This is a genomic window from Rothia sp. P7181, from assembly GCF_048513015.1.
In the GTDB taxonomy this organism is placed as follows: Bacteria; Actinomycetota; Actinomycetes; order Actinomycetales; family Micrococcaceae; genus Rothia.
Window position 1 is genome coordinate 1 of the sequence record NZ_JBLXXZ010000016.1, and the last position, 21555, is coordinate 21555.

At 48.1% G+C, this 21555-nt stretch carries 20 protein-coding genes, 1 tRNA gene and 1 riboswitch; of the genes, 11 read left to right on the forward strand and 10 right to left on the reverse strand.

What is annotated here, in order from left to right; all coding sequences use genetic code 11:
• Positions 1-61: 61 nt before the first annotated feature.
• The 5 genes from ACN08Z_RS07615 to dnaK all read right to left on the reverse strand — a co-directional run bounded on the left by ACN08Z_RS07615 (position 62) and on the right by dnaK (position 5801).
• On the reverse strand, positions 62-1510 hold the full coding sequence (locus ACN08Z_RS07615) for an alanine/glycine:cation symporter family protein (protein WP_419101984.1): 1449 nt from the start codon (positions 1508-1510) through the stop codon (positions 62-64).
• 256 nt (positions 1511-1766) lie between these two features.
• Positions 1767-2192 (reverse strand): heat shock protein transcriptional repressor HspR, encoded by a 426-nt coding sequence (locus ACN08Z_RS07620; protein WP_419101983.1) that lies wholly within the window; start codon positions 2190-2192, stop codon positions 1767-1769.
• 2 nt (positions 2193-2194) lie between these two features.
• Entirely contained in the window at positions 2195-3187 is a 993-nt protein-coding gene (locus tag ACN08Z_RS07625) for a DnaJ C-terminal domain-containing protein (RefSeq protein WP_419103932.1), read from the reverse strand.
• Positions 3188-3371: 184 nt separating this feature from the next.
• Positions 3372-3956 (reverse strand): nucleotide exchange factor GrpE, encoded by a 585-nt coding sequence (locus ACN08Z_RS07630; protein WP_419103933.1) that lies wholly within the window; start codon positions 3954-3956, stop codon positions 3372-3374.
• 3 nt (positions 3957-3959) lie between these two features.
• Positions 3960-5801, reverse strand: a complete 1842-nt coding sequence (gene dnaK / locus ACN08Z_RS07635) for a molecular chaperone DnaK (RefSeq protein WP_419103934.1) — start codon at positions 5799-5801, stop codon at positions 3960-3962.
• Between the two features lie 500 nt (positions 5802-6301).
• Between dnaK and ACN08Z_RS07640 the strand changes: the two genes are divergently transcribed.
• The 4 genes from ACN08Z_RS07640 to ACN08Z_RS07655 all read left to right on the forward strand — a co-directional run bounded on the left by ACN08Z_RS07640 (position 6302) and on the right by ACN08Z_RS07655 (position 9357).
• The gene (locus ACN08Z_RS07640) at positions 6302-7216 is read left to right on the forward strand and encodes a hypothetical protein (RefSeq protein ID WP_419103935.1); all 915 of its coding nucleotides are present in this window, start codon (positions 6302-6304) and stop codon (positions 7214-7216) included.
• 150 nt (positions 7217-7366) lie between these two features.
• On the forward strand, positions 7367-7846 hold the full coding sequence (locus tag ACN08Z_RS07645; protein WP_419103936.1) for a low molecular weight protein-tyrosine-phosphatase: 480 nt from the start codon (positions 7367-7369) through the stop codon (positions 7844-7846).
• A gap of 22 nt (positions 7847-7868) precedes the next feature.
• Positions 7869-8450, forward strand: coding sequence for a tRNA (adenosine(37)-N6)-threonylcarbamoyltransferase complex ATPase subunit type 1 TsaE (locus tag ACN08Z_RS07650; RefSeq protein ID WP_419103937.1), 582 nt, complete (start codon positions 7869-7871; stop codon positions 8448-8450).
• Positions 8451-8478: 28 nt separating this feature from the next.
• The gene (locus ACN08Z_RS07655; RefSeq protein WP_419103938.1) at positions 8479-9357 is read left to right on the forward strand and encodes an aminodeoxychorismate lyase; all 879 of its coding nucleotides are present in this window, start codon (positions 8479-8481) and stop codon (positions 9355-9357) included.
• 18 nt (positions 9358-9375) lie between these two features.
• Here the strand turns inward: ACN08Z_RS07655 and ACN08Z_RS07660 are convergent, their stop codons facing one another.
• The 3 genes from ACN08Z_RS07660 to ACN08Z_RS07670 are packed head-to-tail and all read right to left on the reverse strand — an operon-like array spanning position 9376 to position 12415.
• Complete coding sequence (locus ACN08Z_RS07660) at positions 9376-10179, reverse strand: energy-coupling factor transporter transmembrane component T family protein (RefSeq protein ID WP_419103939.1); 804 nt, start codon at positions 10177-10179, stop codon at positions 9376-9378.
• Positions 10179-11816, reverse strand: a complete 1638-nt coding sequence (locus ACN08Z_RS07665) for an ABC transporter ATP-binding protein (RefSeq protein WP_419103940.1) — start codon at positions 11814-11816, stop codon at positions 10179-10181. The genes ACN08Z_RS07660 and ACN08Z_RS07665 overlap by 1 nt, the downstream gene beginning before the upstream one ends.
• Positions 11817-11818: 2 nt before the next feature.
• Entirely contained in the window at positions 11819-12415 is a 597-nt protein-coding gene (locus ACN08Z_RS07670) for an ECF transporter S component (RefSeq protein WP_419103941.1), read from the reverse strand.
• 51 nt (positions 12416-12466) lie between these two features.
• A riboswitch (TPP riboswitch) is annotated at positions 12467-12569 on the reverse strand.
• 191 nt (positions 12570-12760) lie between these two features.
• Here ACN08Z_RS07670 and ACN08Z_RS07675 point away from each other — a divergent pair.
• A complete protein-coding gene (locus tag ACN08Z_RS07675) occupies positions 12761-13039 on the forward strand; it encodes a DUF4235 domain-containing protein (protein ID WP_419103942.1) in 279 nt (92 codons plus the stop codon).
• Between the two features lie 252 nt (positions 13040-13291).
• Positions 13292-14641: an MFS transporter gene (locus ACN08Z_RS07680; protein ID WP_419103943.1), complete on the forward strand. Its 1350-nt coding sequence runs from the start codon at positions 13292-13294 to the stop codon at positions 14639-14641.
• Positions 14642-14748: 107 nt separating this feature from the next.
• Here the strand turns inward: ACN08Z_RS07680 and ACN08Z_RS07685 are convergent, their stop codons facing one another.
• Together ACN08Z_RS07685 and dcd are read right to left on the reverse strand one after the other, a co-directional pair.
• The gene (locus ACN08Z_RS07685) at positions 14749-15882 is read right to left on the reverse strand and encodes a hypothetical protein (RefSeq protein ID WP_419103944.1); all 1134 of its coding nucleotides are present in this window, start codon (positions 15880-15882) and stop codon (positions 14749-14751) included.
• Between the two features lie 8 nt (positions 15883-15890).
• On the reverse strand, positions 15891-16478 hold the full coding sequence (gene dcd, locus ACN08Z_RS07690; protein ID WP_419101969.1) for a dCTP deaminase: 588 nt from the start codon (positions 16476-16478) through the stop codon (positions 15891-15893).
• Between the two features lie 114 nt (positions 16479-16592).
• On the opposite strand from dcd, the gene ACN08Z_RS07695 reads away from it, so the two are divergent.
• From ACN08Z_RS07695 to ACN08Z_RS07715, 5 genes are all read left to right on the forward strand, one after another.
• A tRNA-Gly gene (locus tag ACN08Z_RS07695) sits at positions 16593-16666 on the forward strand.
• A gap of 707 nt (positions 16667-17373) precedes the next feature.
• The gene (locus ACN08Z_RS07700) at positions 17374-18420 is read left to right on the forward strand and encodes an endonuclease/exonuclease/phosphatase family protein (RefSeq protein ID WP_419103945.1); all 1047 of its coding nucleotides are present in this window, start codon (positions 17374-17376) and stop codon (positions 18418-18420) included.
• A gap of 519 nt (positions 18421-18939) precedes the next feature.
• A complete protein-coding gene (locus tag ACN08Z_RS07705) occupies positions 18940-19176 on the forward strand; it encodes a hypothetical protein (RefSeq protein ID WP_419103946.1) in 237 nt (78 codons plus the stop codon).
• A 741-nt stretch (positions 19177-19917) separates the two neighbouring features.
• On the forward strand, positions 19918-20931 hold the full coding sequence (locus tag ACN08Z_RS07710) for a hypothetical protein (protein ID WP_419103947.1): 1014 nt from the start codon (positions 19918-19920) through the stop codon (positions 20929-20931).
• On the forward strand, positions 20924-21529 hold the full coding sequence (locus ACN08Z_RS07715; RefSeq protein WP_419103948.1) for an ATP-binding cassette domain-containing protein: 606 nt from the start codon (positions 20924-20926) through the stop codon (positions 21527-21529). The genes ACN08Z_RS07710 and ACN08Z_RS07715 overlap by 8 nt, the downstream gene beginning before the upstream one ends.
• Positions 21530-21555 lie beyond the last annotated feature (26 nt).

A 21555-nucleotide genomic window follows, 5' to 3' on the forward strand; every position in this document is an offset into this window, starting at 1 on the left:
CCGCCCCGTTCTTTGATGGGTGGTCTTTGAGGAGTGCACCTACATAATGCTAATGAGACGGTTAGCGTCCGGTCTTTTCGTAAGAATCAATCGCACCGTCATGGCCTTCCATGAACTGGTCAATTTCTTCTTTCGTTGCTGTCAGGTGAGGGTCATTCTTCAAATACCAGCGAGTCTCACGAACAATCAGACCTGAGAGGAGGAGCAAACCAATCAAGTTTGGAATAGCCATTAGACCATTAGCAATATCTGAGAATGTCCATACAGTCGTTAGTTCAACAGTGCATCCGATGAAAACTATGGCCGAGAAAAATACACGATAAGGTAGCACACCAGAACGGCCTAAGATACGTTCGATACAACGCTCCCCGTAGTATGCCCACCCAAGAATTGTAGAGTACGCAAAAAGTACCAAACCGATGGTGACGATCCAACCACCAATCGGACCAATTTCTTGGCTAAATGCCCAGTTGGTCATCGTAGAAGCAGAAATTAGTTCGCCGTTCTCGCTCTGATGCCAAGCACCGGTAATAATCAAAACGAGGCCGGTACATGTCACCACAATAATCGTGTCAATAAAGGTCTGTGTCATGGAGACCATGCCTTGACGTACAGGGTGAGTTGTCTGCGCAGCGGAAGCAGCAATAGCAGCAGAACCCATGCCGGATTCGTTCGAGAAAATACCACGAGCTACACCGTACTGAATTGCGTAGATGAGTGCTGAACCTGCAAAACCGCCTACAGCAGAAGTGCCGGTAAATGCCTCTGAAAAGACTGTAGCGAATGCTTCAGGAATCTGCCCTAGGTGTGTTCCTAAAATGTATAGAGCGCCACCGACGTAGAAGATAATCATGACAGGAACGAAAGCGGAGGTAACTTTACCAATGGATTTGATGCCTCCGAGGAGTACGAAGAGCGTCAAGAGCGCCAAAATTGTACCGGTAAAGCCAACAGGAACGTTAAAAGTGGTGTATAGGTTACCGGCGATTGAGTTACCTTGGGTCATGTTACCGATGCCGAAAGAAGCAATTACCGCAGCGATTGCAAAGAATATTGCAAGAGATTTGCCGAGCGCTCCACCAATACCACGTTCAAGGTAGTATTGTGGTCCACCGTTGACTTCGCCTTTTGAGTCGTGGGTGCGGAAACGTACACCAAGAAACGCCTCAGAGTATTTAGAGGCCATACCGAAAATAGCGGTGACCCACATCCAGAAGAGAGCACCTGGACCGCCAATAGAAATAGCTGTTGCTACGCCTACGATGTTACCGGTACCAACTGTTGCAGCAAGAGCAGTAGTTAGCGCCTGAAATTGAGAGATGTCTCCACCTTGTGCGTCAGCATCTTTACGATCGACAAACGCTAGACGGTTCGCCACAATGAGTTTGGTCAGTTGGATGAATCCGAGGCGAATACTCAGATAAATACCTGTACCTAGAAGTAAAGGGATGAGGACGAAGGGCCCCCAAATAAAAGAGGAAATCGCCCCGAGGACGTCGTCGATGTTCATATGCGTTCCTTGTTGTTTTCGCCCGTTGCGAGCGGTTTCCTAGCAGATGTGTGGTGTTGCAGGTAGCGTTGTTCCTTGTTGAGAGAAACCACAGCTACTGCTTGAAAGCACAGCTTACGTGACGGGCAACACTATACGCAACTATGTCCACCAAGTAAGACGACAAGCAGAGCATAGAAAAATCTGCCGTACCCATTCAACAGAACAAACCTGTTAAGAATGGATACGGCAGAACCTTCATCTATAAAATATGTAGTTATCGAGGCTGATAGAGCACCATGGCTCGAGAACGGGCATGGGCAGACGGGCGTTTACCACGAGGAACCCTCACGATGTCGCCAGAAACGCCAGCAGCAAAGACGCGAGAAGACTCCCCTAATCGAGTCTTCGCTGTTGCAAGCTCTTGACGTAGAGACTCTATCTCGTAGCGCAAGGTCTCTACTTCAGATTCAAGCCCCATAATACGGCGAATGCCTTCAAGAGAAACACCGTCTTGAGATAGCTGCTGAATCTCTTGCAGCTTCGCCACATCTCGTGCTGAGTATCGACGAGCACGTCCCGGCGCACGCTGAGGCTGAACTAAACCCAGACGGTCATACTGACGCAAGGTTTGAGGGTGCATCCCGGCAAGCTCTGCCGCCACTGAAATAACAAAAACCGGCTGATCTGCTGATAAACCCATACTTACTCAGCTGCTTTCCGTAGAAATTCGTCTCGTACAGTATCGTCATCTGCAGCAGCAAGGAACGTATCAAAAGCTTCTTGAGCCTGTTCAGAAAGATTCTGAGGAAGATGAATTTCTGGAATAACCATCAGGTGACCTGCTCCAGTTTTAGAGGGGAATCCGTAGCCTTTAGCACGAAGTTTCACACCGGAAGAAGAACCAGCAGCCAAACGGAGTTTAACAGTCTTACCAGAAGGGGTGGGGACGCTAAGAATAGTTCCTTGAACAGCTTCTTTAATGCTGATAGGAATATGAACAATCACATCATTGCCTTCACGTGTAAAGACAGGATGTTTACGAACCTTAACGACAACCGTCAAATCGCCAGCTCCGCCAGGGCCGGGGTGTCCTTTACCGCGCAACTTAATTTTTTGTCCATCTTTAATGCCAGCAGGAATACGAGCTTTAGCTTCAGAGCCATCTGGACGAATAACAGAAGCAGTCGTTCCTCGGTAAGCGTCGGCGAAGGAAATGGTGACACTTGTTTGCGCATCTTGTCCTTTGGGGGCAGGCTGAGAAAAGCCTCCAAACCCACCAGCAGAAGCGCCCCCAAAACCGCCGCCTCCACCGAAAAGACCGCCTAATAAATCTTCGATGTTAACGTTGCTAGAGGTTGAAGAGCTACTGAAACCTCCGGGGAATCCAGAACCTCCGGGGAATCCAGAACCTCCGGGGAATCCAGAACCTCCGGGGAACCCTCCCCCACCAAAACCAGCGGCACCATACGTACGAATTTGGTCGTATTCTTCGCGGTGTTTCTTATCAGAAAGAACATCATACGCTTCAGATACTTCTTTAAATTTTTTCTCAGCTACAGTATCGCCAGGGTTCTGATCTGGATGATATTTACGTGCTAATTTTCGATATGCCTTTTTAATTTCAGCATCGCTCGCCTTCTCAGAGACGCCCAGCACCTTGTAGAAGTCTTGATGAAGCCAATTTTCACTAGCCATGTTTTGACGCCTCCTTTCAAAAGCGTTCCTTAAGTTCTCTTAAAAATCTATATAACAAGAGGCAGTTAATCCCTCTCTGTCAGAGGCACATCCCTGCCATATCAGGTACGGTACAGAGGAGTAAATCCCCTAAGTGTAGTGCAGGCGGACCCGCCGATTCGAGCCCGCCTACACTTTTATCTATTTACATTGCTGCCGCAACAGCAACCTGTGCAGTTCGCACAATTCGATCATTCACACGATATCCATGGCGCAACACCATTGCTACATGGTCTTCTGGAATGTCTTCAGAAGGCTGCTGCAGAACAGCTTCGTGAACCTTCGGGTCGAACTTATCGCCGACAGCACCATAACGTTCCATGCCCTGCTTACCAAGAGTTTCCTCTAGCTTATTAGCAATGGCAGCAAACGGGCCTTCTTCAAGGTCACCATGCTGACGAGCTGCATCGATATCATCAATGACTGGTAGCAAAGCAGATACTACATCAGAGATAACAAACTGACGCAACTGTTCCTTCTCTTTTGCACTGCGGTTCTTGAAGTTCGTGAACTCTGCCTGTAACCGGCGTAAATCCTCGAGACGTTCAAGTGCCACTTGCTCAAAATCTTCAGCTACTTCTTCAGAGGCCTCAGCTTCTGCTGAAACGTCCTCAGGTAGAGGTTCTGTTCCAGCGTCTTCTTGTGGCTCTGGGTGTTCTGGTGCAGAAGGAGCGTTGAAGGCTTCTTCCAAAGGATCAGTGTTCTGAGAGTCGTTAGTATTCTCGGACATCACTTATTTCTTTTCGTTGTCGTCGTCGATGACTTCGGCGTCTACTACGTCGTCGTCAGCTTCAGCAGCACCTTCTTGAGTTGCTTCTGCCTGAGCTGCGGCGTAGATAGCTTCGCCAAGTTTGCTCTGGCTAGCCTGCAATTTCTCAAATGCAGACTTGACAGCGTCATCATCTTCACCTTCGAGAGCCTTCTTGAGTTCGTCGACATCTGCCTGAACTTCAGTCTTGACCTCTTCAGGGAGCTTATCGCCGTTGTCCTTGATGAGCTTCTCGATGGAGTATGCAGCAGTTTCTGCTTGGTTGCGGGTTTCTGCAGCCTCACGACGAGCCTTATCCTGTTCAGCGTGTGCTTCAGCGTCCTTAACCATGCGGTCGATGTCTTCCTTAGAGAGGGAAGATCCACCGGTAATGGTCATGGACTGTTCCTTGCCGGTGCCCTTATCCTTAGCGGATACGTGAACGATACCGTTTGCGTCGATATCGAAGGTCACTTCAATCTGAGGAACGCCACGAGGTGCAGGAGCAATACCAGTTAGCTCAAAGGTACCGAGGTTCTTGTTATCGCGAGTAAATTCGCGTTCACCTTGGAATACCTGAATAGAGACAGAAGGCTGGTTGTCTTCTGCAGTGGTGAAGGTTTCGCTACGCTTGGTAGGAATTGCGGTGTTACGTTCGATGAGTTTAGTCATCACACCACCTTTGGTTTCGATACCAAGAGATAGTGGAGTTACGTCGATGAGAAGAACGTCTTTGCGGTCACCCTTGAGCACGCCTGCCTGAATAGCAGCACCCATAGCAACAACCTCATCAGGGTTAACACCCTTGTTAGGTTCGCGACCACCGGTGAGTTCTTTAACAACTTCGCTTACTGCTGGCATACGGGTTGAACCGCCCACGAGGATAACGTGCGCAATGTCAGAAACGGATACACCAGCTTCTTTGATGACGTCATTGAAAGGCTTCTTGGTGCGTTCAATCAAATCAGCAGTCATGTCCTGGAACTTTGCGCGAGTGAGTTTCTCGTCCAAGTGGATAGGACCTTCTGGAGTGACAGAAAGATACTGCAAGGAGATATTGGTTGAAGTTGCGGAAGAAAGTTCTTTCTTTGCTTGTTCAGCTGCTTCACGAAGACGCTGAAGAGCAATCTTGTCTTTCGAGAGATCTGCACCGCTCTTGGATTTAACCTGTTCGAGCAGCCAATCCACGATGCGCTGATCCCAGTCGTCACCACCGAGTCGGTTATCGCCGGAGGTTGCACGCACCTGAATGGTGGAGAATCCGTCTTCGTCCTTGCCAACTTCAAGCAAGGAAACGTCGAAGGTACCGCCACCGAGGTCGAATACGAGGATGAGCTCGTCTTCTTTGCCCTTATCCAGACCGTAAGCTAGAGCAGCTGCGGTAGGCTCGTTGACGATTCGGAGAACGTTAAGTCCAGCGATTTCTCCTGCTTCTTTGGTTGCCTGACGTTCTGCGTCGTTGAAGTATGCAGGAACAGTGATGACAGCGTCGGTAACAGTGTCGTTGAGGTATGCTTCTGCGTCACCTTTGAGTTTCATCAAAGTGCGAGCTGAAATTTCTTGAGCGGTGTATTTTTTACCGTCGATGTCGGTTGTCCAGTCAGTTCCCATATGACGCTTTACAGAAGCGATGGTGCGATCGACGTTAGTAACTGCCTGACGCTTTGCGACGTCACCGACAAGAACTTCGCCATCTTTAGAGAAAGCGACGATAGAAGGTGTGGTACGTGCGCCCTCTGCGTTAGCGATAACGACAGGTTCGCCACCTTCAAGAACTGAAACGACTGAGTTTGTGGTACCGAGGTCAATGCCTACTGCACGTGACATATTATGCACTCCTTAGAGATAGATGTTGTTTTCTTAGGTATCTGGCTTTATTGAACACCGTGAACGGATTTTTCAATAAGCGCTTGTCTTAAGTTTCTCACTTCTGAGCCATTTGTCAATAGAGTTGAGTCTATTTAACTCAACTTTATTTATACAACTAACAATATTTTTATGGATACTCACCTCAGTACACCCGAAAAACACCCTAAAAACCGGCGTTCTATAGAACAAACATTGCAAGCTGTTCGCTTTCAGCAATTAATCTTCGAGGTATCTTTACCCACCCACAAGCTCACTCTATAGAAAAGCCACATGAGAACCAGCGCCAACCATCACGTAACTATCAGAAATATGACACAACTACCTAGCGGACAAGCGTAAACACTTATCCCTACAATTCTGTTCTTCCATATCTTCTCTACAAAAAACTGACATACGCTAGAGCAAGACCGGGCGCACCATCGCGCCACCTATCACAAAACATATGTTAGGAAGACAGCATGACTCACTCAGAATCACGCCGCATCGTTCTTAAAGGCGCAGCCCTAGCAATCCCCGCACTTGCTATCACGACAACCGCAGCGTTCTCCCATAGCACCGGCGCTGACGAAGAACACCACGGACACCACCACGGTGGACACGGACACGGTGGAAGCACCGGAGACGGTAACCACCATCATGATGGACACGGTGGACACGGGCATGGCAATGGTGGACACGGGCATGGCAATGGTGGACACGGGCATGGCAATGGTGGAAGCACCGGTGGACATGGTGGACACGGTGGCCACGGCGGAACCACAAACCCCTCATACCCAACGCTACCTGCAGGATGCCCCGACGGAGCATGGCGCAAAGACATCCCTTGCGCATCCTTTATTGACCAATCCAACGGTGAAGGACGAGCATGGCACTGGGGACGCGAAGTCTCACTAGCTCTCTCCGCAGAAGATGCAGGACCTAACGGATACGACGTACAGTGCTATATCGTCCCCGTCAACAACGATTACAACCGCACCAACACCTACGGCAACGCAAGCGCACGCTTCCAATCCATCACCACCGGATCAGGAAGTGCCCCAGGATTCTACGCCGGCAACTGGTCCGCCCCAGTTAATGCTTCTGGTGCAGTCATCCCCCACTCTTTCAACGGTTCTACCGGAAACCCCAATGGCTCCGACATCGTGCTACCCTCAGGATCCATCATGGTTCAAGCACAAAAACTACGGTTCTCCGGAAAAACCGGAATTGGACGCCTCAACCTTAACCTCAACAACCGTTGGTTCTCCTCCGGTAAAAGCTGGGTCAAAGCCATCTGGGTCATCCGCAACAACGATATGGGACACTGGCACGTACTCGACACCGTAGGATATGCAGGCCCCATCAACCGCCCCGCATACGACGGAAAGTTCTAAACTCCACCTCAGATAAAAAATCCTATGCGGTTTCTGCACTCCCCTCCCAAGGGGAGTGCAGAAACCGCATTTTCTATCAGTTCTCCTACCCCACCATCTATTCACAAGAAAAGATAGGTAATATCTCCCCCACCATGAAAAGATAGAAACATGAATAAAATCTTGGTTGTCTGCACAGGAAACATCTGCCGTTCCCCCATGGGAGAATACCTTCTCAGAGAGAAAATCACATCACAACAACTCAACGTTGAAGTATCCTCATGCGGAATATCTTCCGAAGAATACGGAAACCCCATCGACCCAAGAGCACAAAAAGTCCTCAACGAACATGGAATCGACAGTAGTAAACACCGGGCCAAAACCTTCACACAAGAAGACTTTGACACATACCACCTCATTCTTGCCATGGACACCAACCATTACCAACGATTGCAGCAACTCGCACGAAACCCCAAAGACCAAGAAAAAATACACCTCTGGCGCGAATACGACCCACAACTACACAACACACCATTCGAAGAACGTGGCATCTATGACCCTTGGTACGGAACTCAAGAAGACTTCTATCACACCCAACGCATGATTGAAGACGCCATCCCCGGAATTATCCACTACATCCAGACCCACTAAGAACGAGGAAAACTCAACGCCCATGAGCATACTGTGTATCGAAGAACAACAACTACTCGAAAAAATCCATCACAGCATCTGCCAACAAGGCGCCCCCAAAATCATCACCGTTGACGGAAGAAGCGGAGCCGGAAAAACAACGTTCTCCCACCACCTCTGCACCTACCTCAACCAACATAACGTCCCATCCCAAACCTTCACCCTCGAAAACCTCTACCAAGGATGGAACGGGCTACAGGCAGGCATCAAGCAGTGGCATCGAAACCTCAACAACCTCAGCGACAACCCACAATCCCCCCTCATCTGGTTCGGGTGGAACTGGGATACACAACAACCCACAGGACCACACCTCACAACAATTGACCCACGCCAAACGCTCATCGTCGAGGGCGTCGGCGCCACACCACCTCACAACTACCAAGCACCATTTAACGTCATCACATGCTGGCTCGATATGCCCTCACACCACCGCAAAGAACGAGCGCTCAACCGTGACGGAGAAACATACCGCCCCTATTGGGATACGTGGGCAGAACAAGAAAACCTCCAACTACCTGCACACCCAGCATCACATATTGACTATATTTTCTCGCCACCTGTATAAAACGACACCCCAAGAATAGGATGAAATTATGACAACAGTAGTAATGCTCAACCAGCAACATCCAGAGGGCGAACTCGTAGACCCCTCACGCCCACTTATCAGCATCGAAGATGAAGGACTCACCCGCGGAGACGGCGTCTTTGAAACGATGATTGCCGTCAACCGCAGCATCCGAAAATTTGACGCACACTTTGAACGGCTAACAAATTCTGCCCGAAAATTGCAGCTCCCTCTACCAGCAAAAGAGCACCTCACTCAAGCGCTTAAGACAGCCCTAGAAAATGCAGAACAGGCTCACACCACGACACTAGGTGAAGAACACACCGTCAAAATTATTATTTCTCGTGGTACCACAGCAAACGGCCCACACAGCTGGGTTACCGTTGCACCGACACCTCAAAATACCCTCGACCAAAGAACCCACGGCGTCAAAGCAATCACGCTGCCTCGCGGACATGATCCTGCTCAAGACACCGCATACCCGTGGCTACTTGCCGGCGCAAAAACTCTCTCGTACGCCATCAACATGGCCGTCCTACGATACGTACGAACCCAAGGAGCAGACGAAGCAATCTTCATCACCGATGACCGCCGTATTCTAGAAGGCGCAACCAGCTCTGTCATTGTGGCACAAACTATTAATGGGCAAAAAACCCTCCTCACCCCAGAACCAAACCACGGAATCCTCCCCGGCACTACCCAAGGAATGATTTTTGAGCAAGCACGCAAACACGGCTGGGAACTCAAATACCAAGAGCTTTACCCTCAGGATTTACTCGAATCTGAAGGTGTCTGGCTAGCTTCTTCCGTACGGCTTATCGCTCCTGTAACACACCTCAACGGAACAGCATTAGCAACGTCCCAACAGACCACTGAAGAATTCTTAGCATTCCTTGCAGAAGGGTAAAACACGCAACCTTAAAAACTACTGCCAGATAAAAGTTAAGGTACCGGCTCCTAAAGCACCTAAAACACCTGCCAAAACCGTCAGCACAACACCCACCGTAAACCATACGTCTACGAGACCGTACTGCGGTATACGAACCCAAGTGCGAGTTGAAGCAGACCCAAAACCGCGGGCCTCCATCGTTATAGATAAGCGTGTACCACGACGAATAGCCTGAACTAACAAGGCGAAGCTCTGACCACAAAACGTTTTAACACGTTGCCACAACGTATCTTCTGATCCAAGACCGCGAGCGCGTCGAGCCTGCCCTAGTGTATTCCATTCGCTCAACAACAACCCGACAAGACGTAAAGCAACCAATGCTCCGAGCACAAAACGAACCGGCAATTTTGCGCTCTGCGCCAAAGAATCAGCAACGTCCGTTGGGTCGGTTGTGAGCATGAGCATCATCCCAGGAAGAACCATTGCCAAGCCACGAATAGTCAGAACAATACCTGTCACAAGAGAACCAGTGCTCATCGACAAAAATCCCATGTCAAAAAGCATCGTCCCTGTCTTCTCCACCAAAAGAGCAGTCGACCAGCCCGATAGTAGAACACCAAACAATACAGGCCAAAGCTGACCCAAAAGACGTACGGGGTTCAACCCTAGGGCCCATAAACCCACTAACTCGATACAAAAGATGATGGTGATACTCACCCAATCTTTGAGCAGAATAAGGATAATTGTCAGAAGTAAAGTGAGCGCAACTTTAACTCCTGCATTAACGCTTCCAAGAATCCCTTCTTTTTCTGCGGTAGACGCAAAAATATCAAAACTCATCAACGTTCTTCTTCCCCGTGATAGTCTGATTCCGCGATAAGCCTTAGCTGTATTCCTCCTAAAGCACGCACAAAATCATCATCGTGAGTTACTGAAACGACTGCTGTGCCCTGTTCCAAGAGTTCTTGAATCAAAAGCACCAACTCCTTCCATGTATGAGCGTCTTGCCCAAAAGTAGGTTCGTCAAGAATGAGGATCTGAGGTGCTGTTGCCAATGCGGTTGCTACAGAAAGACGGCGTTTCTCACCCCCAGAAAGGGTGAACGGGTTTGCTCCTTCAAGATGACGCAAACGTAAACGTTCAGATAACGCGTCAATACGGTGTTTAAGAGCTTGTTCGTCGACAGGTTCTTGACGAAGCCGCGCAAGTTGTCGTGGCCCAAATTCAAGTTCTTCACGTACCGTAGCAGTTAAAAACTGTTGCTCAGGTTCTTGAAAGACTAGACCAATACGCGAAGCAATATCACGAGAACGCCACTGCGTCATATCAGGTGAAGGCTCCTTATACTGCCGTGACGGTGAAGGAGCAGCTTCTTCTAAAAATGCTGACGTTGCTACAATCTCCCCAGAAACAGGGTAGAGTAACCCAGCTAAGGTCAGAGCAAAAGTAGATTTTCCGGCACCGTTACAGCCAAGAACACTTGTATGTTCACCAGCTCGGATAGAAGCATTAATCCCTGAAGAAACAATAGGCGCATCAAAAATATACGGTTCAGAACAATTTTTAAGAGCCTTTCGTCGTTTACGTCGCTCTCGTGCAGAAGGATAATGACGAGTTACTGCCACATTACGAGCACAAATTAGCTCTGCCCCAGCCTGTTGCGTTGAAGGAAGAACCTCTGGTGTGTAGTCAGGAACCCATACCCCCGCAGAAATAAGCTCTTCCTTCGCTTCTGCAAGAACCTCAGTAGGTGAACCATCATGAGTAACACGTCCGCCTGCGCTAAGAACAATAATTCTGTCCATATGCTCAGCCCATACACCAACACGATGTTCAATAACGACAAGGGTTGCTCCCGTATGTTTTTGTGCGCGTATTACGGCATCACGAACATCTTCAACACCAGCAGGATCAAGGTTTGCTGTTGGTTCATCTAAGAAAATACCACCGGGATGCATCGCAAGGATGCCAGCCAACCCTAGTCGTTGTTTTTGTCCGCCAGATAGGGCACTCGTCGGATGTGATAAGTCAAACTTCTCTAAGCCAACATCTGCTAGAGCGCGTTTAACACGTTCCCATATTTGTTCATGCGGCACACCTAAATTTTCGGGCCCGAAAGCAACATCATCTCCTATACGAGATAGCACGATAGATGACTCTGGATCCTGTTGCATAAGTCCTACTGCGCCGTGAGCATCTTCAGCAGGTATACCATCGATGGTGATAGTGCCCTGTTGAGATTGGCCATCATCGTCGTGTAATAGCCCGCCCATGGCGTGCAGAAGGGTTGATTTACCTGCGCCAGAAGAACCCAAAAGAAGCACTTTTTGTCCAGGTTCAATGGTCAGGTTTACAGATTCTATAGTAGGTTTTTCTCGTCCTGCGTAATGCCAACCAAACTCACGTACACTAATACGAACGCCACGCACCGGCTGAGAGTCAGCAGGCGGTGGCGTTATGGAAGATGTTGTATCCACGGTTAGGCGCGTGCTCGTTTCGACCGTCCAGAAGCCAAGGACGACAAGACACCCGTTTGTGCTAGTGCTTTCATTAAGAACCACGAAAGAACCCCAGCAAGCAATGCCCCAGAAATCGTTCCGCATGCCGTGTAAACCAGCATCTTTGCAAAAGAAAGCTCATTTGCGTAGTAGATGATAATTTCTGAGACTCCCATACCGAAGCCAGATACTGCGCCGGCAAGAGCTGCGACCATAATATTCCACTGGCGGTAAAGGAATACCGCAAAAATAAGTTCTGCGCCAAGACCCTGAACTAGACCAGAAATAATAACGGACAGACCAAAATGTGTGCCAAGGATACCCTCAATAATGGCGCCAAGAAGTTCACAATATAGTGCTGCACCAGGTTTACGGATAACAATTCCACCCAGCACACCAGCAATCAACCAGCCACCGCCAATAAGAGGCATATATTCTGGTACCGTTGCAAAAATCGTTTTTGCCAGCGGATAAATCGCAACAGACCAGAACCAGAAAATGAGTCCGCATGCTACAGACAGGACAGAGGCGATAACGATATCGTTAACTCGCCACGCTAAAGAAGATTTCTTAGCCATTGTAAATTTTCCTTCCCGAATACAGGAAGGGGAACGTTACACTACGTGAACGTTTGAGAGAACTCGACTTCCTAAACGCCGGTACTAACCGGATCAGGTTCGAGGGTCTGCTTTCGCACTCTCAGCACCCTACGGTGCTCCCCTGTCGCTTCTATACGTATATGTTTATACGGCTTTATTGTCAAAGCCTTGTTCAGTATAGTTTGTTCACTACGTTCAATTCCACCCTCCAGAGAAGTTATGACAATATCTGCAGTTTCCACGCTTTCTTAGAGAATTATTCGTGAGTAGTAATACGCTGTTGGGCTTCTCCTGTTATAGGATTGCTAAGGATACTCATCAACGATGGAGAAAAACATGAACCCCATTAATCTTGTAGGAACCGCAGCTTCTCTTGCCGGCATCACCGTGGCAAACAAAGCGCTCTCTGCAACATGGAAAAAAGTAACCGGAAATGAACCACCCGCAAGCAACCCCGACGATGATGAGCGTTGGCGAGACATCATTCTATGGTCACTTCTGACCGGTCTTGTTGGCACCGTTATCAAAGTCAGCATCACCCGTAAAACTAATGAGGTCAAAGCAAAACGCAAAAATGATCCCATCGGACAAAACGAAGTCTAAGAACATCATCTCTTAGAAAACCTCATCCTCGTGTAGACGGCAACAGTCATTTTGTTGCCGTCTACGCTTCTTTAAACCCCATAAACTTACCGCTCATCAGCGCTAACAAATCCTTTGAAGATAAGCCCACTGTAAGTGAACCTTAGACAGTGCACATAGTTCTGGTAAAAAGTACACAAATTTCTTCACTTTATCTTTGTTTCTGCGGGTATTTCACACCATTACCCATGCTCAATAGATACTCTTATCCTTATGAGCAAACACGCCAAAGAGCAGAACGAATCTGCACCATTAGGGACCCGCGGCACCATCACAGCCTGGGCATTATGGGACGCCGGTGGCGCTTCCTTCAATGCGGTCATGACAACATTCGTCTTCACCGTCTACCTCACCAGCAAAGCATTCGGCGACCCTAAAGACGCCTCCGAAATGCTCTCCACAGGCCTCGCCATTGCAGGGCTACTCATCGCGTTACTTGCCCCCGTCACAGGGCAACGCGCAGATGCATCAGGTCAACGCACCCTATGGTTAGCAGTCAACACGTTCCTCACAGCCGTGCTCATGGCACTTTGCTTCTTCACGTTCCCTGAACCACAATGGCTTCTCTACGGTGTAACGCTCATCTGCGCAGCAAACGTCATGAATGAGTTTGCCATCGTCAACTACAACGCGCTACTGCCAGAACTATCAACGCCCTCAACGGTTGGAAAAATTAGTGGTATCGGATGGTCTGCAGGCTACTTCGGCGGAATCATCGCCTTAGGAATCGTCCTCTTCGCGTTCGTGGGGCTTGGCTCAGACACCGGTTTCTTAGGTATCTCACCCGATAACTCTTTGAATATTCGTGCAGTTGCCATCTTCTCAGCAGTATGGTCCATCGTGCTTAGCACACCGCTTGTTATTGCGCTCTACCGTCACGACCGTCGTCACCCCAAAAAACCAGTAGCACCCAAAGTTGGGCTCATAGACTCCTACAAAAAGCTCTGGGCAACACTAAAAGCCCTCTACAAAGACTCACCTAAAACCCTCGCATTCCTCTTTGCTTCAGCAATTTTCCGTGACGGGTTTACCGGTATTTTCACCTTCGGCGGTATCGTCGCCGCAGGTACTTTTGGGTTTAGCACCACAGAAATCATCATTTTCGCTATCGCAGGTAACGTTGTTGCCGGTATCGGTGCACTTCTCGGCGGTAAATTTGATGACCTCATCGGACCCAAACGAGTCATCGTCTCTAGCATTGTCTGCTTGCTCATCTCTGCAACCCCGCTCCTATTTATCCAAAACCCTATTGTCTTCTGGATTTGTGGATTAGGGCTCTGCGCTTTCGTCGGGCCAGCACAATCCGCGTCACGAACCTACCTCTCGCGTATCACCCCACCCGGGCATGAAGGAGAAATCTTCGGATTATACTCCACCACAGGACGTGCAGCAGCACCCCTAGCACCGCTACTATTTGGACTATTCGTCTGGGCGTTCGGTGCACAAATCTGGGGTATTCTTGGCATCATGGTGGTTCTCGCAGCAGGTCTGTTACTCACCCTGCCACTACCGCGAGTGCACCGCAAAGAACACCAAGAAACCCTCGAAAAAGGGCAACTATAATACGTCACTTACCGCTTATCAAAGAATAGGGTGGGTGCTTACATCGTTGTGTAAGCACCCACCCTAGCTTTTGTGTTGCACCATACGGCACAACAGCCACTAAAACATCACGGCTTCTGATAAGAAATCATCTGAGAATCCACAAGATTCTGCAATACAGCAGGGAACTGGTCATCAGGAATAGGCCCATACTGTTGTTCAATCCGCTGACGAAAAACATCCACAGGCAACGGCTCATCCAGCAACAGCCAACTATCAGCAGCGAACTCCGACACCTCAGACAACCGCCCACCACCATAAATTAACGAAGCATCGTCCAAAAGCACAGCAGACGTACCCGAGACACGAGACACAAGGCCCGCCGGTACTTCCTGCTCAACAGAATGAACAATCTGCCACGATGCAGAAGACTCCTCCGCCGGCGAAGACAATAACTCCCTAAAGACCGGCAATGTCTGAGAAATCTCAGAATACACCACACGGCGCACACCGCCACAACGCTTCATCGCATCCAGCAAACGAGGTAAACCATCATCGGTGAGCAACAAACCAGAAGTCTGACCAGCAATCTCCACTAACGCTTCAGCCCAACTCACATCCTCCACATACGGAACAGTTGGCTCCTCAACACGCCCCAAAAGTACGATACAAGATAGCTGATACGAAAAATTATCTGGCGCAACTACCGAAATACCCAAAGACCCCGGATCTATCTGATGTTTAGGAGAACCCTTCTCCACAATCACCGACAACGGCTTAGGATACGGACGTACACATAAATCATCCTGCACAACAGCCGTCTCATCCGACAAATACGCAAAATGCTGCCCCAAAAAACGAGACGCCGTCGTTTTACCACGCCCTGACGGGCCAATTAAAATCATGGCACGGCCAGAAGATTCATCACCCAAGGCAGCCGCATGAAAAAGACTCACCGAACCAGCTAAAGTACGAAGCATCGCCAACGTCACCTCAACCGTCAAACGCTCTTGAGCGGCATCAACATGCTGAACGCTCAAAAACTGCAAGCCTTCAAGACCCCGATATTCTTCAGGGCAACTCAACTCCGCAGAAACAAAAACTTTCCCATCCGCAGTGCTCTGCTCTAAATCGCCCACACAACGAACCGGGTCCATCGCCGCCCACGAACTCAGAACGTCCGCAACCAGTGACTCTTCAAGAGAATCGTCAAAAAATAATTCGACGCTCGTACCCGCAGGGTATAAACGTATAGCGCGCATCAAAAACCCTAACCGTCCGAAACGATATTAGTACGATGAAAATTCAGATAGCTACGCGAAGCCGTCGGACCACGCTGACCCTGATAACGGTTGCCGTATGCGCCATCACCATAAGGGTGTTCAGCCTCTGAAGACAACCGGAAAAAGCACAACTGACCAACCTTAGAACCAGGCCACAACATAATAGGCAACGTCGCCATATTTGACAGCTCTAACGTCACATGCCCCGAAAAACCAGGGTCAATAAAACCAGCTGTAGAATGCGTCAAAAGACCCAAACGCCCCAACGACGACTTACCCTCCAAACGGGCAGCTACATCAGCAGGCAAGGTGACAGACTCATACGTTGAACCAAGAACAAACTCCCCCGGATGCAAAATAAACGGCTCATCCGGAGCGACCTCAACCAAACGAGTCAACTCAGACTGATCCGACGACGGATCAATATGCGGATACTTATGATTATCAAAAAGACGGAAAAAACGATCCAAACGAACATCAACCGACGCCGGCTGAATCATCGACTCATCAAAAGGTTCTAAAACTATACGACCGCCAGCAATCTCCTGGCGAATATCACGGTCTGAAATAAGCACACTCTAAAAATATCGTATTAAACGTACAGAAATTTTCATTTAGTACCAGAACGCGCTAAAGTATTCACAACATAGCAATAAAAATGAAGACAGACCGTCTTACCAACGCTATATGCGGCTGTAGCTCAATGGTAGAGCGCACGCTTCCCAAGCCTGATACGCGGGTTCGATTCCCGTCAGCCACTCCATCTAGACACCCATTTGGATACAAAAATCTGAGTGGATAGAGAACCCCCTTGGGTTACGCGTTTGGCCTAGTCAAGCACATATCCGAGGGTTTTTTGTGTTCTGACTGGGTACAGAGTGGCTGTTGAGGAGCCTCGATTGGAGGTGAATTGGGTGTCCGATGGGTGGTTTGACGCCGTCCCTGCTAGGTTTTGGTAAAGAAGCGTCACTGGATGAGCTGCAACTTACATCAGGAATCGATGCGTTGCATCGGCTGATCTATATGCGGTACTCCTCACAACTACCGGTGCTTTGAGCGTGACCATGAGATTAACATAGGATTATTATATTTTATGCAAGCATTTGTAGACAAAGACGACTACAAGGAGTCAAGAATGAAAATAAATCTCAAAGTAGCGATTCTGTCCGGAAGTTTAATTGCAGTCAACGCAATTACAACTACACCAGCATTTGCGTCATCATATGAACAATGAGAACAATAGCCATTCTAACAACTCTCTATCAGTGTCGGAATGGCACAACAGAAACTTCAGCCTAGACTCGCCGGACGTGGGACCCCCCCCAGCCGATGACCTTAACGAACGGATTTGACGAACAATGTTACCGGACGCTCTGTTGGTAAATCTTACAAGAACTACAAGTCCGCTTCCGACCGATGTGAATACCTTGCTAATAGCGGCAAGCTAATGACGCTGAAATAGTTGCTTAGATGACTTTCAATCAAAATGAAGCGTTTAACCCAAGTGTCCCAAAATGGACGCTTGGGTTAAACATCATTCGCTCACTTGTAATCATTATCGGGCTTCTGTGTTTGACTGGAACTGTTTTCCCACATTTCATCGTTAACCGATTCGTCACTTCCTACCTGCCTTTTGCACAGATTATGGCATTCCCTCGGATTCTTGGCGTGCTTGCCTTGTTGTGTTGCACGTTGCTTGCTTTTTTAACACGTGGCAAAAGTTTTACTATCTTGCGCTCCCTGCAATATGTAGTGTGGTGCTTAGTCGGAATTAGTCTTGTTTTTATTCCTTTTGGGCTACCTCAACTCGGTGTTTCTCCAACATCGCAGGCTCAACGATCGCTCATCATCGTTACTTATAATTCGGGAGGAACCTTCACTCCTGCCGATCTTAATGAGATTCTTGAAGAAGGTACCCCTGATATCATCGTCCTTCCCGAAACAAGTGCTTACGACGCTAAGCGTGCCATTGAAGGCATCGGATATGGTGGAGAAATATTCGATACACCTCATAGTGGTTTCACGGCGGCCTATAGCGGTCAGATTGCTCCGACAACTATCATCGTTAGCCGGAGACTCGGCCATGTTCATCTCTCGAGTGCACCAGCCACCACCTTTGGCACTGTTGCGATAGAGTTTAAAGATGAGGCCCTGCCCTTACTTGTGGGGGTTCATACCGCACCTCCTTTGCCGGGATTAATGGAGGCTTGGCGAGGTGATTTAGAACGGCTAGTCGCGTTCGGCGAAAATGCCACGCGGCCTACAATTCTAGCTGGCGATTTCAATGCGACTACCCGCCACTCAGCAATGGCATCACGTTATCATCTTCTTGATTCCCAAGAATCGTGCAGAACAAAGCAAGTAGGTACGTGGCCAGCTAACGTTAACGAAGTCTTGCGCACACCAATTGACCATGTTCTAGTAACCTCAGATTTACGAGCCGAAGGTTGCCAAGCGTTTTCTGTTGGTCGCTCCGATCATCTCGCCTACAAAACCGATGTCATAATCACTAAATAATAATTTGGATTTAAACCTAAGGTGCTTCCTGGCATTCTCTGAAACTGGCAGACATCTTAACTGCAGATTTAGATTTCTATCAAGAGGAGCCCTCCTTCCAGAGTGCCTTGGCTGGAAACCTGTGGCAAACACAGGGGCTGCTGGGGCGCAGGTCTACATCTACTGACGAAACCCGAAGGCTACCTCAGCCAGTGGGTCAAACAGTCCACGCGGTGGATACTCATGCATGTTTGGGTACGAGCCTCTATCCCACATCAACCTATCAGAGACTAAGGCGAAGCGAGCGGGAACGTATATGGCGAGCGCAGGCTTTTGGGGTTGTAGAACATTTCACACCAATGATCTCAAATGTGGCGGAAGACACATGCTGAGTGCTAATATTATTTCGCAGTGCAATGGTGCTACTACACAAAACCTAAGGAGTAATTCATGACTACAAGGTTTAAGGTGGCGGTCACGGCTATTGTTTCACCCGACCAATTTACCGGTTCTTGCCGTGCCTAGTCAGGAGGAAGGTATATGGAGAAGACGAAGCCACATCTTTTGGATTCTCAGTTCTGGCGTTGGGCGCTGTTTGGCATCCCAGTGCTAGCTCTGGTCGCATACTTTTTCACTTGGGATGAATTAGCGAGTGTCGAGGCAACATGGTTGAAGTTACTCATCGTTGCTGGTGAAATTGCTGCAGGATACGTTGGCCTGGCCATGCTGTTGTGGTGGAATGCTTTCATGCAGCACAGGAATAAGAGCAAGCGTTGATTACACTTGCCTGCATGCGTCAGTAGTGCAGGGGTCTTTACTCTGTTGCTTTGCGACACTGCCTCAAGCGGTTTGGCATGAGGTTGGATAAGTCAGCACTGTTTGGGCGTTAATCCCTTTAGGGGTTAGCGCCCAAACACTTTATCTAGCAATTTGGAGGAGCTGGGTTTTCATGTTCTCTATTCCTCCTGATGGTCAGCACTATTGCCAAGACAAGGGTTAAAGCTACTATTGGTACTGTCATTAATTTTTTAAGATAGTAGGTGGATATCCTTATACAGGGTATTTGACGGTATTTTTATGGTTTTTATCTTCAGTGTGAGCGTTGTTCTGAATGTATAGGCGGTTCGAGTGTATTCGTTGAAGTCGTGGGCTAGCTCACTGCTCATCGGCGTTCGGGCAGCGCTTTTATTCGAGACGCGTAAAGTAATGCATGCTACCCAAAGCCGTTTAGAATCTTTTGGGATTGAGACCCATAATGCACGCACAATTTCTCGTGTGCTTGCTTATTTTTCGTGGATAAATATCGTTATGAGTCTAGTATGCTCATTTATCGCTCCTCCCCTTCAGCGAATTTTTGACCTTCAAACATCCGATGCAAACGGAACGATCTTACTAATCTGTATGGGGTGCGTACTGTTTGTGCTGAACGTTGAGGCAAAGAATAGGCGTCGTCATCATCTTTTCCTCAGCTTATTATCTCCAGCTAGCCGATACGGGTTTTGTTCGGGGTCTCTGTTGGTGGCTCTTCCTATCGTGGTATTCACGATTAAACAGGCGATACATCTACAAACTAAAGTTTTATTCGAGGTAGTCTCAATTTATGTAATACTGCTAATGTTGCTTCTAGCATTTGAGCGAACAATGAGCACATTATTGGTTCGCGTCATCAACCTGACAACCGTTGCGGTTGCTCTTGGGCTAGTGACATATTATTTTGATGTGAGCCAGTGGGGTATCAAGTTATTTGCCCTCACAATAGTGCAATCACTTTTTGCCGGACTACTAACTGTATTAGCCGCAATCACGACTTCTATTATGGCTAGTTGGCTTGGGAAGCACCGTTTGGGACCGAAAGATACCAAGACCCATCAAAAGATTGGAATACTTGTTGGTCTATCCCTTGCGCTGTCGTGGGTAGTGACTATTGTTTTACAGATGAGTGACCGTTTTTCACATTTAACAGGTCTTATTCTTGTTACTGGCATCATGTTGGGTTGCCTCTTGCTACGAGTACATGCGACACGGTTTACCAACCCAGAATCACTAGGCATGGGGCTATTACTTGGTCGAGATTTGCAATTTTCTGGTGAGAAAATTGTGAGATTCTATCGTTTTAATTGGGTGCTTTTGTCATTACCTCTGTTTGTTGGAGGGATTCTCTTTTTAGCGTTACAAGGTACCTATTCTGGAATCATTCTGCTTTTTTCTCTTGTATTTTTGGAGTTAGCTGTCGAGGAAATAGCCATTCAGTGTCAAACAGTAGTTCTACCTTCGTCATCACTTAATTCATTAGGGATAATTTCTCGTTCTGGGTTAGGCGCTGGTATTGCCCTAGCCATAGTGTGTTCCGTTTCGGGTGCTGTTGGAGTAACGCCTTCTATTCACTTAGACGAGAATTCTTTAAGCGTCGTTATTGCAAGTTTGTTATTTCTTGTATCGGCTGGTGTTCTCATGTGGCTTCGTTACCTCGACTCAGATAAGTGGTTGCTTTCAATTTTTTGCACACCGAAGGATCAAGATATAAATGATTAAAATTGAGGAACTATTTTTTTCGTATGGGAATCATGTTGTATTCGATGATGTTACGTTTCAACTACCAGAACGAGGTCTCGTAGCAGTCACCGGACGTAATGGGGTTGGCAAAACAACCTTATTACGAATTCTTGGCAGGGTATATCAGGCTCATTTCATTGGTTCGCCTCAATTTACGGCTACTTATATAGACACAGAATATTTAACTCTCAACACTTTAACGGTTGCTGAGGTAGTTGATGTGCTTTCTCGGCAGGGTAAGCATCTCAAAAGTGAGATGTTGTCAAAAAATCCTCTAATCACTCAGCAGATGTTGAGTACCCAGTTAGGGGCATTATCTTTGGGGCAACGTCAAAGGCTGGTACTTGCAATAGCTTGTTCGTTACCTACCTCTTCGATGCTATTGCTTGACGAGCCTTTTAATGGGCTGGACGTTGAATCCTGTACGAGCGCTCAAGATCAGTTAGTGAATATTAGTCAAGAAAAGTCGATTCTTTTTGCGACGCATAATTTGCAGGATATGAATGAGCTAGCAACGCACATTTTGCACATTGATGGACCGCATCTGATTTCGTTAGAGAAAAACACTCCAAAATGATTGGGCAAAATTACTCGTAATGTATT

Coding starts and splice junctions, on each gene's coding strand:
- ACN08Z_RS07615 (WP_419101984.1), bottom strand. CDS start 1,510: ATGAACATCGACGACGTCCTCGGGGCGATTTCCTCTTTTATTTGGGGG.
- ACN08Z_RS07620 (WP_419101983.1), bottom strand. CDS start 2,192: ATGGGTTTATCAGCAGATCAGCCGGTTTTTGTTATTTCAGTGGCGGCA.
- ACN08Z_RS07625 (WP_419103932.1), bottom strand. CDS start 3,187: ATGGCTAGTGAAAATTGGCTTCATCAAGACTTCTACAAGGTGCTGGGC.
- ACN08Z_RS07630 (WP_419103933.1), bottom strand. CDS start 3,956: ATGTCCGAGAATACTAACGACTCTCAGAACACTGATCCTTTGGAAGAA.
- dnaK (WP_419103934.1), bottom strand. CDS start 5,801: ATGTCACGTGCAGTAGGCATTGACCTCGGTACCACAAACTCAGTCGTT.
- ACN08Z_RS07640 (WP_419103935.1), top strand. CDS start 6,302: ATGACTCACTCAGAATCACGCCGCATCGTTCTTAAAGGCGCAGCCCTA.
- ACN08Z_RS07645 (WP_419103936.1), top strand. CDS start 7,367: ATGAATAAAATCTTGGTTGTCTGCACAGGAAACATCTGCCGTTCCCCC.
- ACN08Z_RS07650 (WP_419103937.1), top strand. CDS start 7,869: ATGAGCATACTGTGTATCGAAGAACAACAACTACTCGAAAAAATCCAT.
- ACN08Z_RS07655 (WP_419103938.1), top strand. CDS start 8,479: ATGACAACAGTAGTAATGCTCAACCAGCAACATCCAGAGGGCGAACTC.
- ACN08Z_RS07660 (WP_419103939.1), bottom strand. CDS start 10,179: ATGAGTTTTGATATTTTTGCGTCTACCGCAGAAAAAGAAGGGATTCTT.
- ACN08Z_RS07670 (WP_419103941.1), bottom strand. CDS start 12,415: ATGGCTAAGAAATCTTCTTTAGCGTGGCGAGTTAACGATATCGTTATC.
- ACN08Z_RS07675 (WP_419103942.1), top strand. CDS start 12,761: ATGGAGAAAAACATGAACCCCATTAATCTTGTAGGAACCGCAGCTTCT.
- ACN08Z_RS07680 (WP_419103943.1), top strand. CDS start 13,292: ATGAGCAAACACGCCAAAGAGCAGAACGAATCTGCACCATTAGGGACC.
- ACN08Z_RS07685 (WP_419103944.1), bottom strand. CDS start 15,882: ATGCGCGCTATACGTTTATACCCTGCGGGTACGAGCGTCGAATTATTT.
- ACN08Z_RS07700 (WP_419103945.1), top strand. CDS start 17,374: ATGACTTTCAATCAAAATGAAGCGTTTAACCCAAGTGTCCCAAAATGG.
- ACN08Z_RS07705 (WP_419103946.1), top strand. CDS start 18,940: ATGGAGAAGACGAAGCCACATCTTTTGGATTCTCAGTTCTGGCGTTGG.
- ACN08Z_RS07715 (WP_419103948.1), top strand. CDS start 20,924: ATGATTAAAATTGAGGAACTATTTTTTTCGTATGGGAATCATGTTGTA.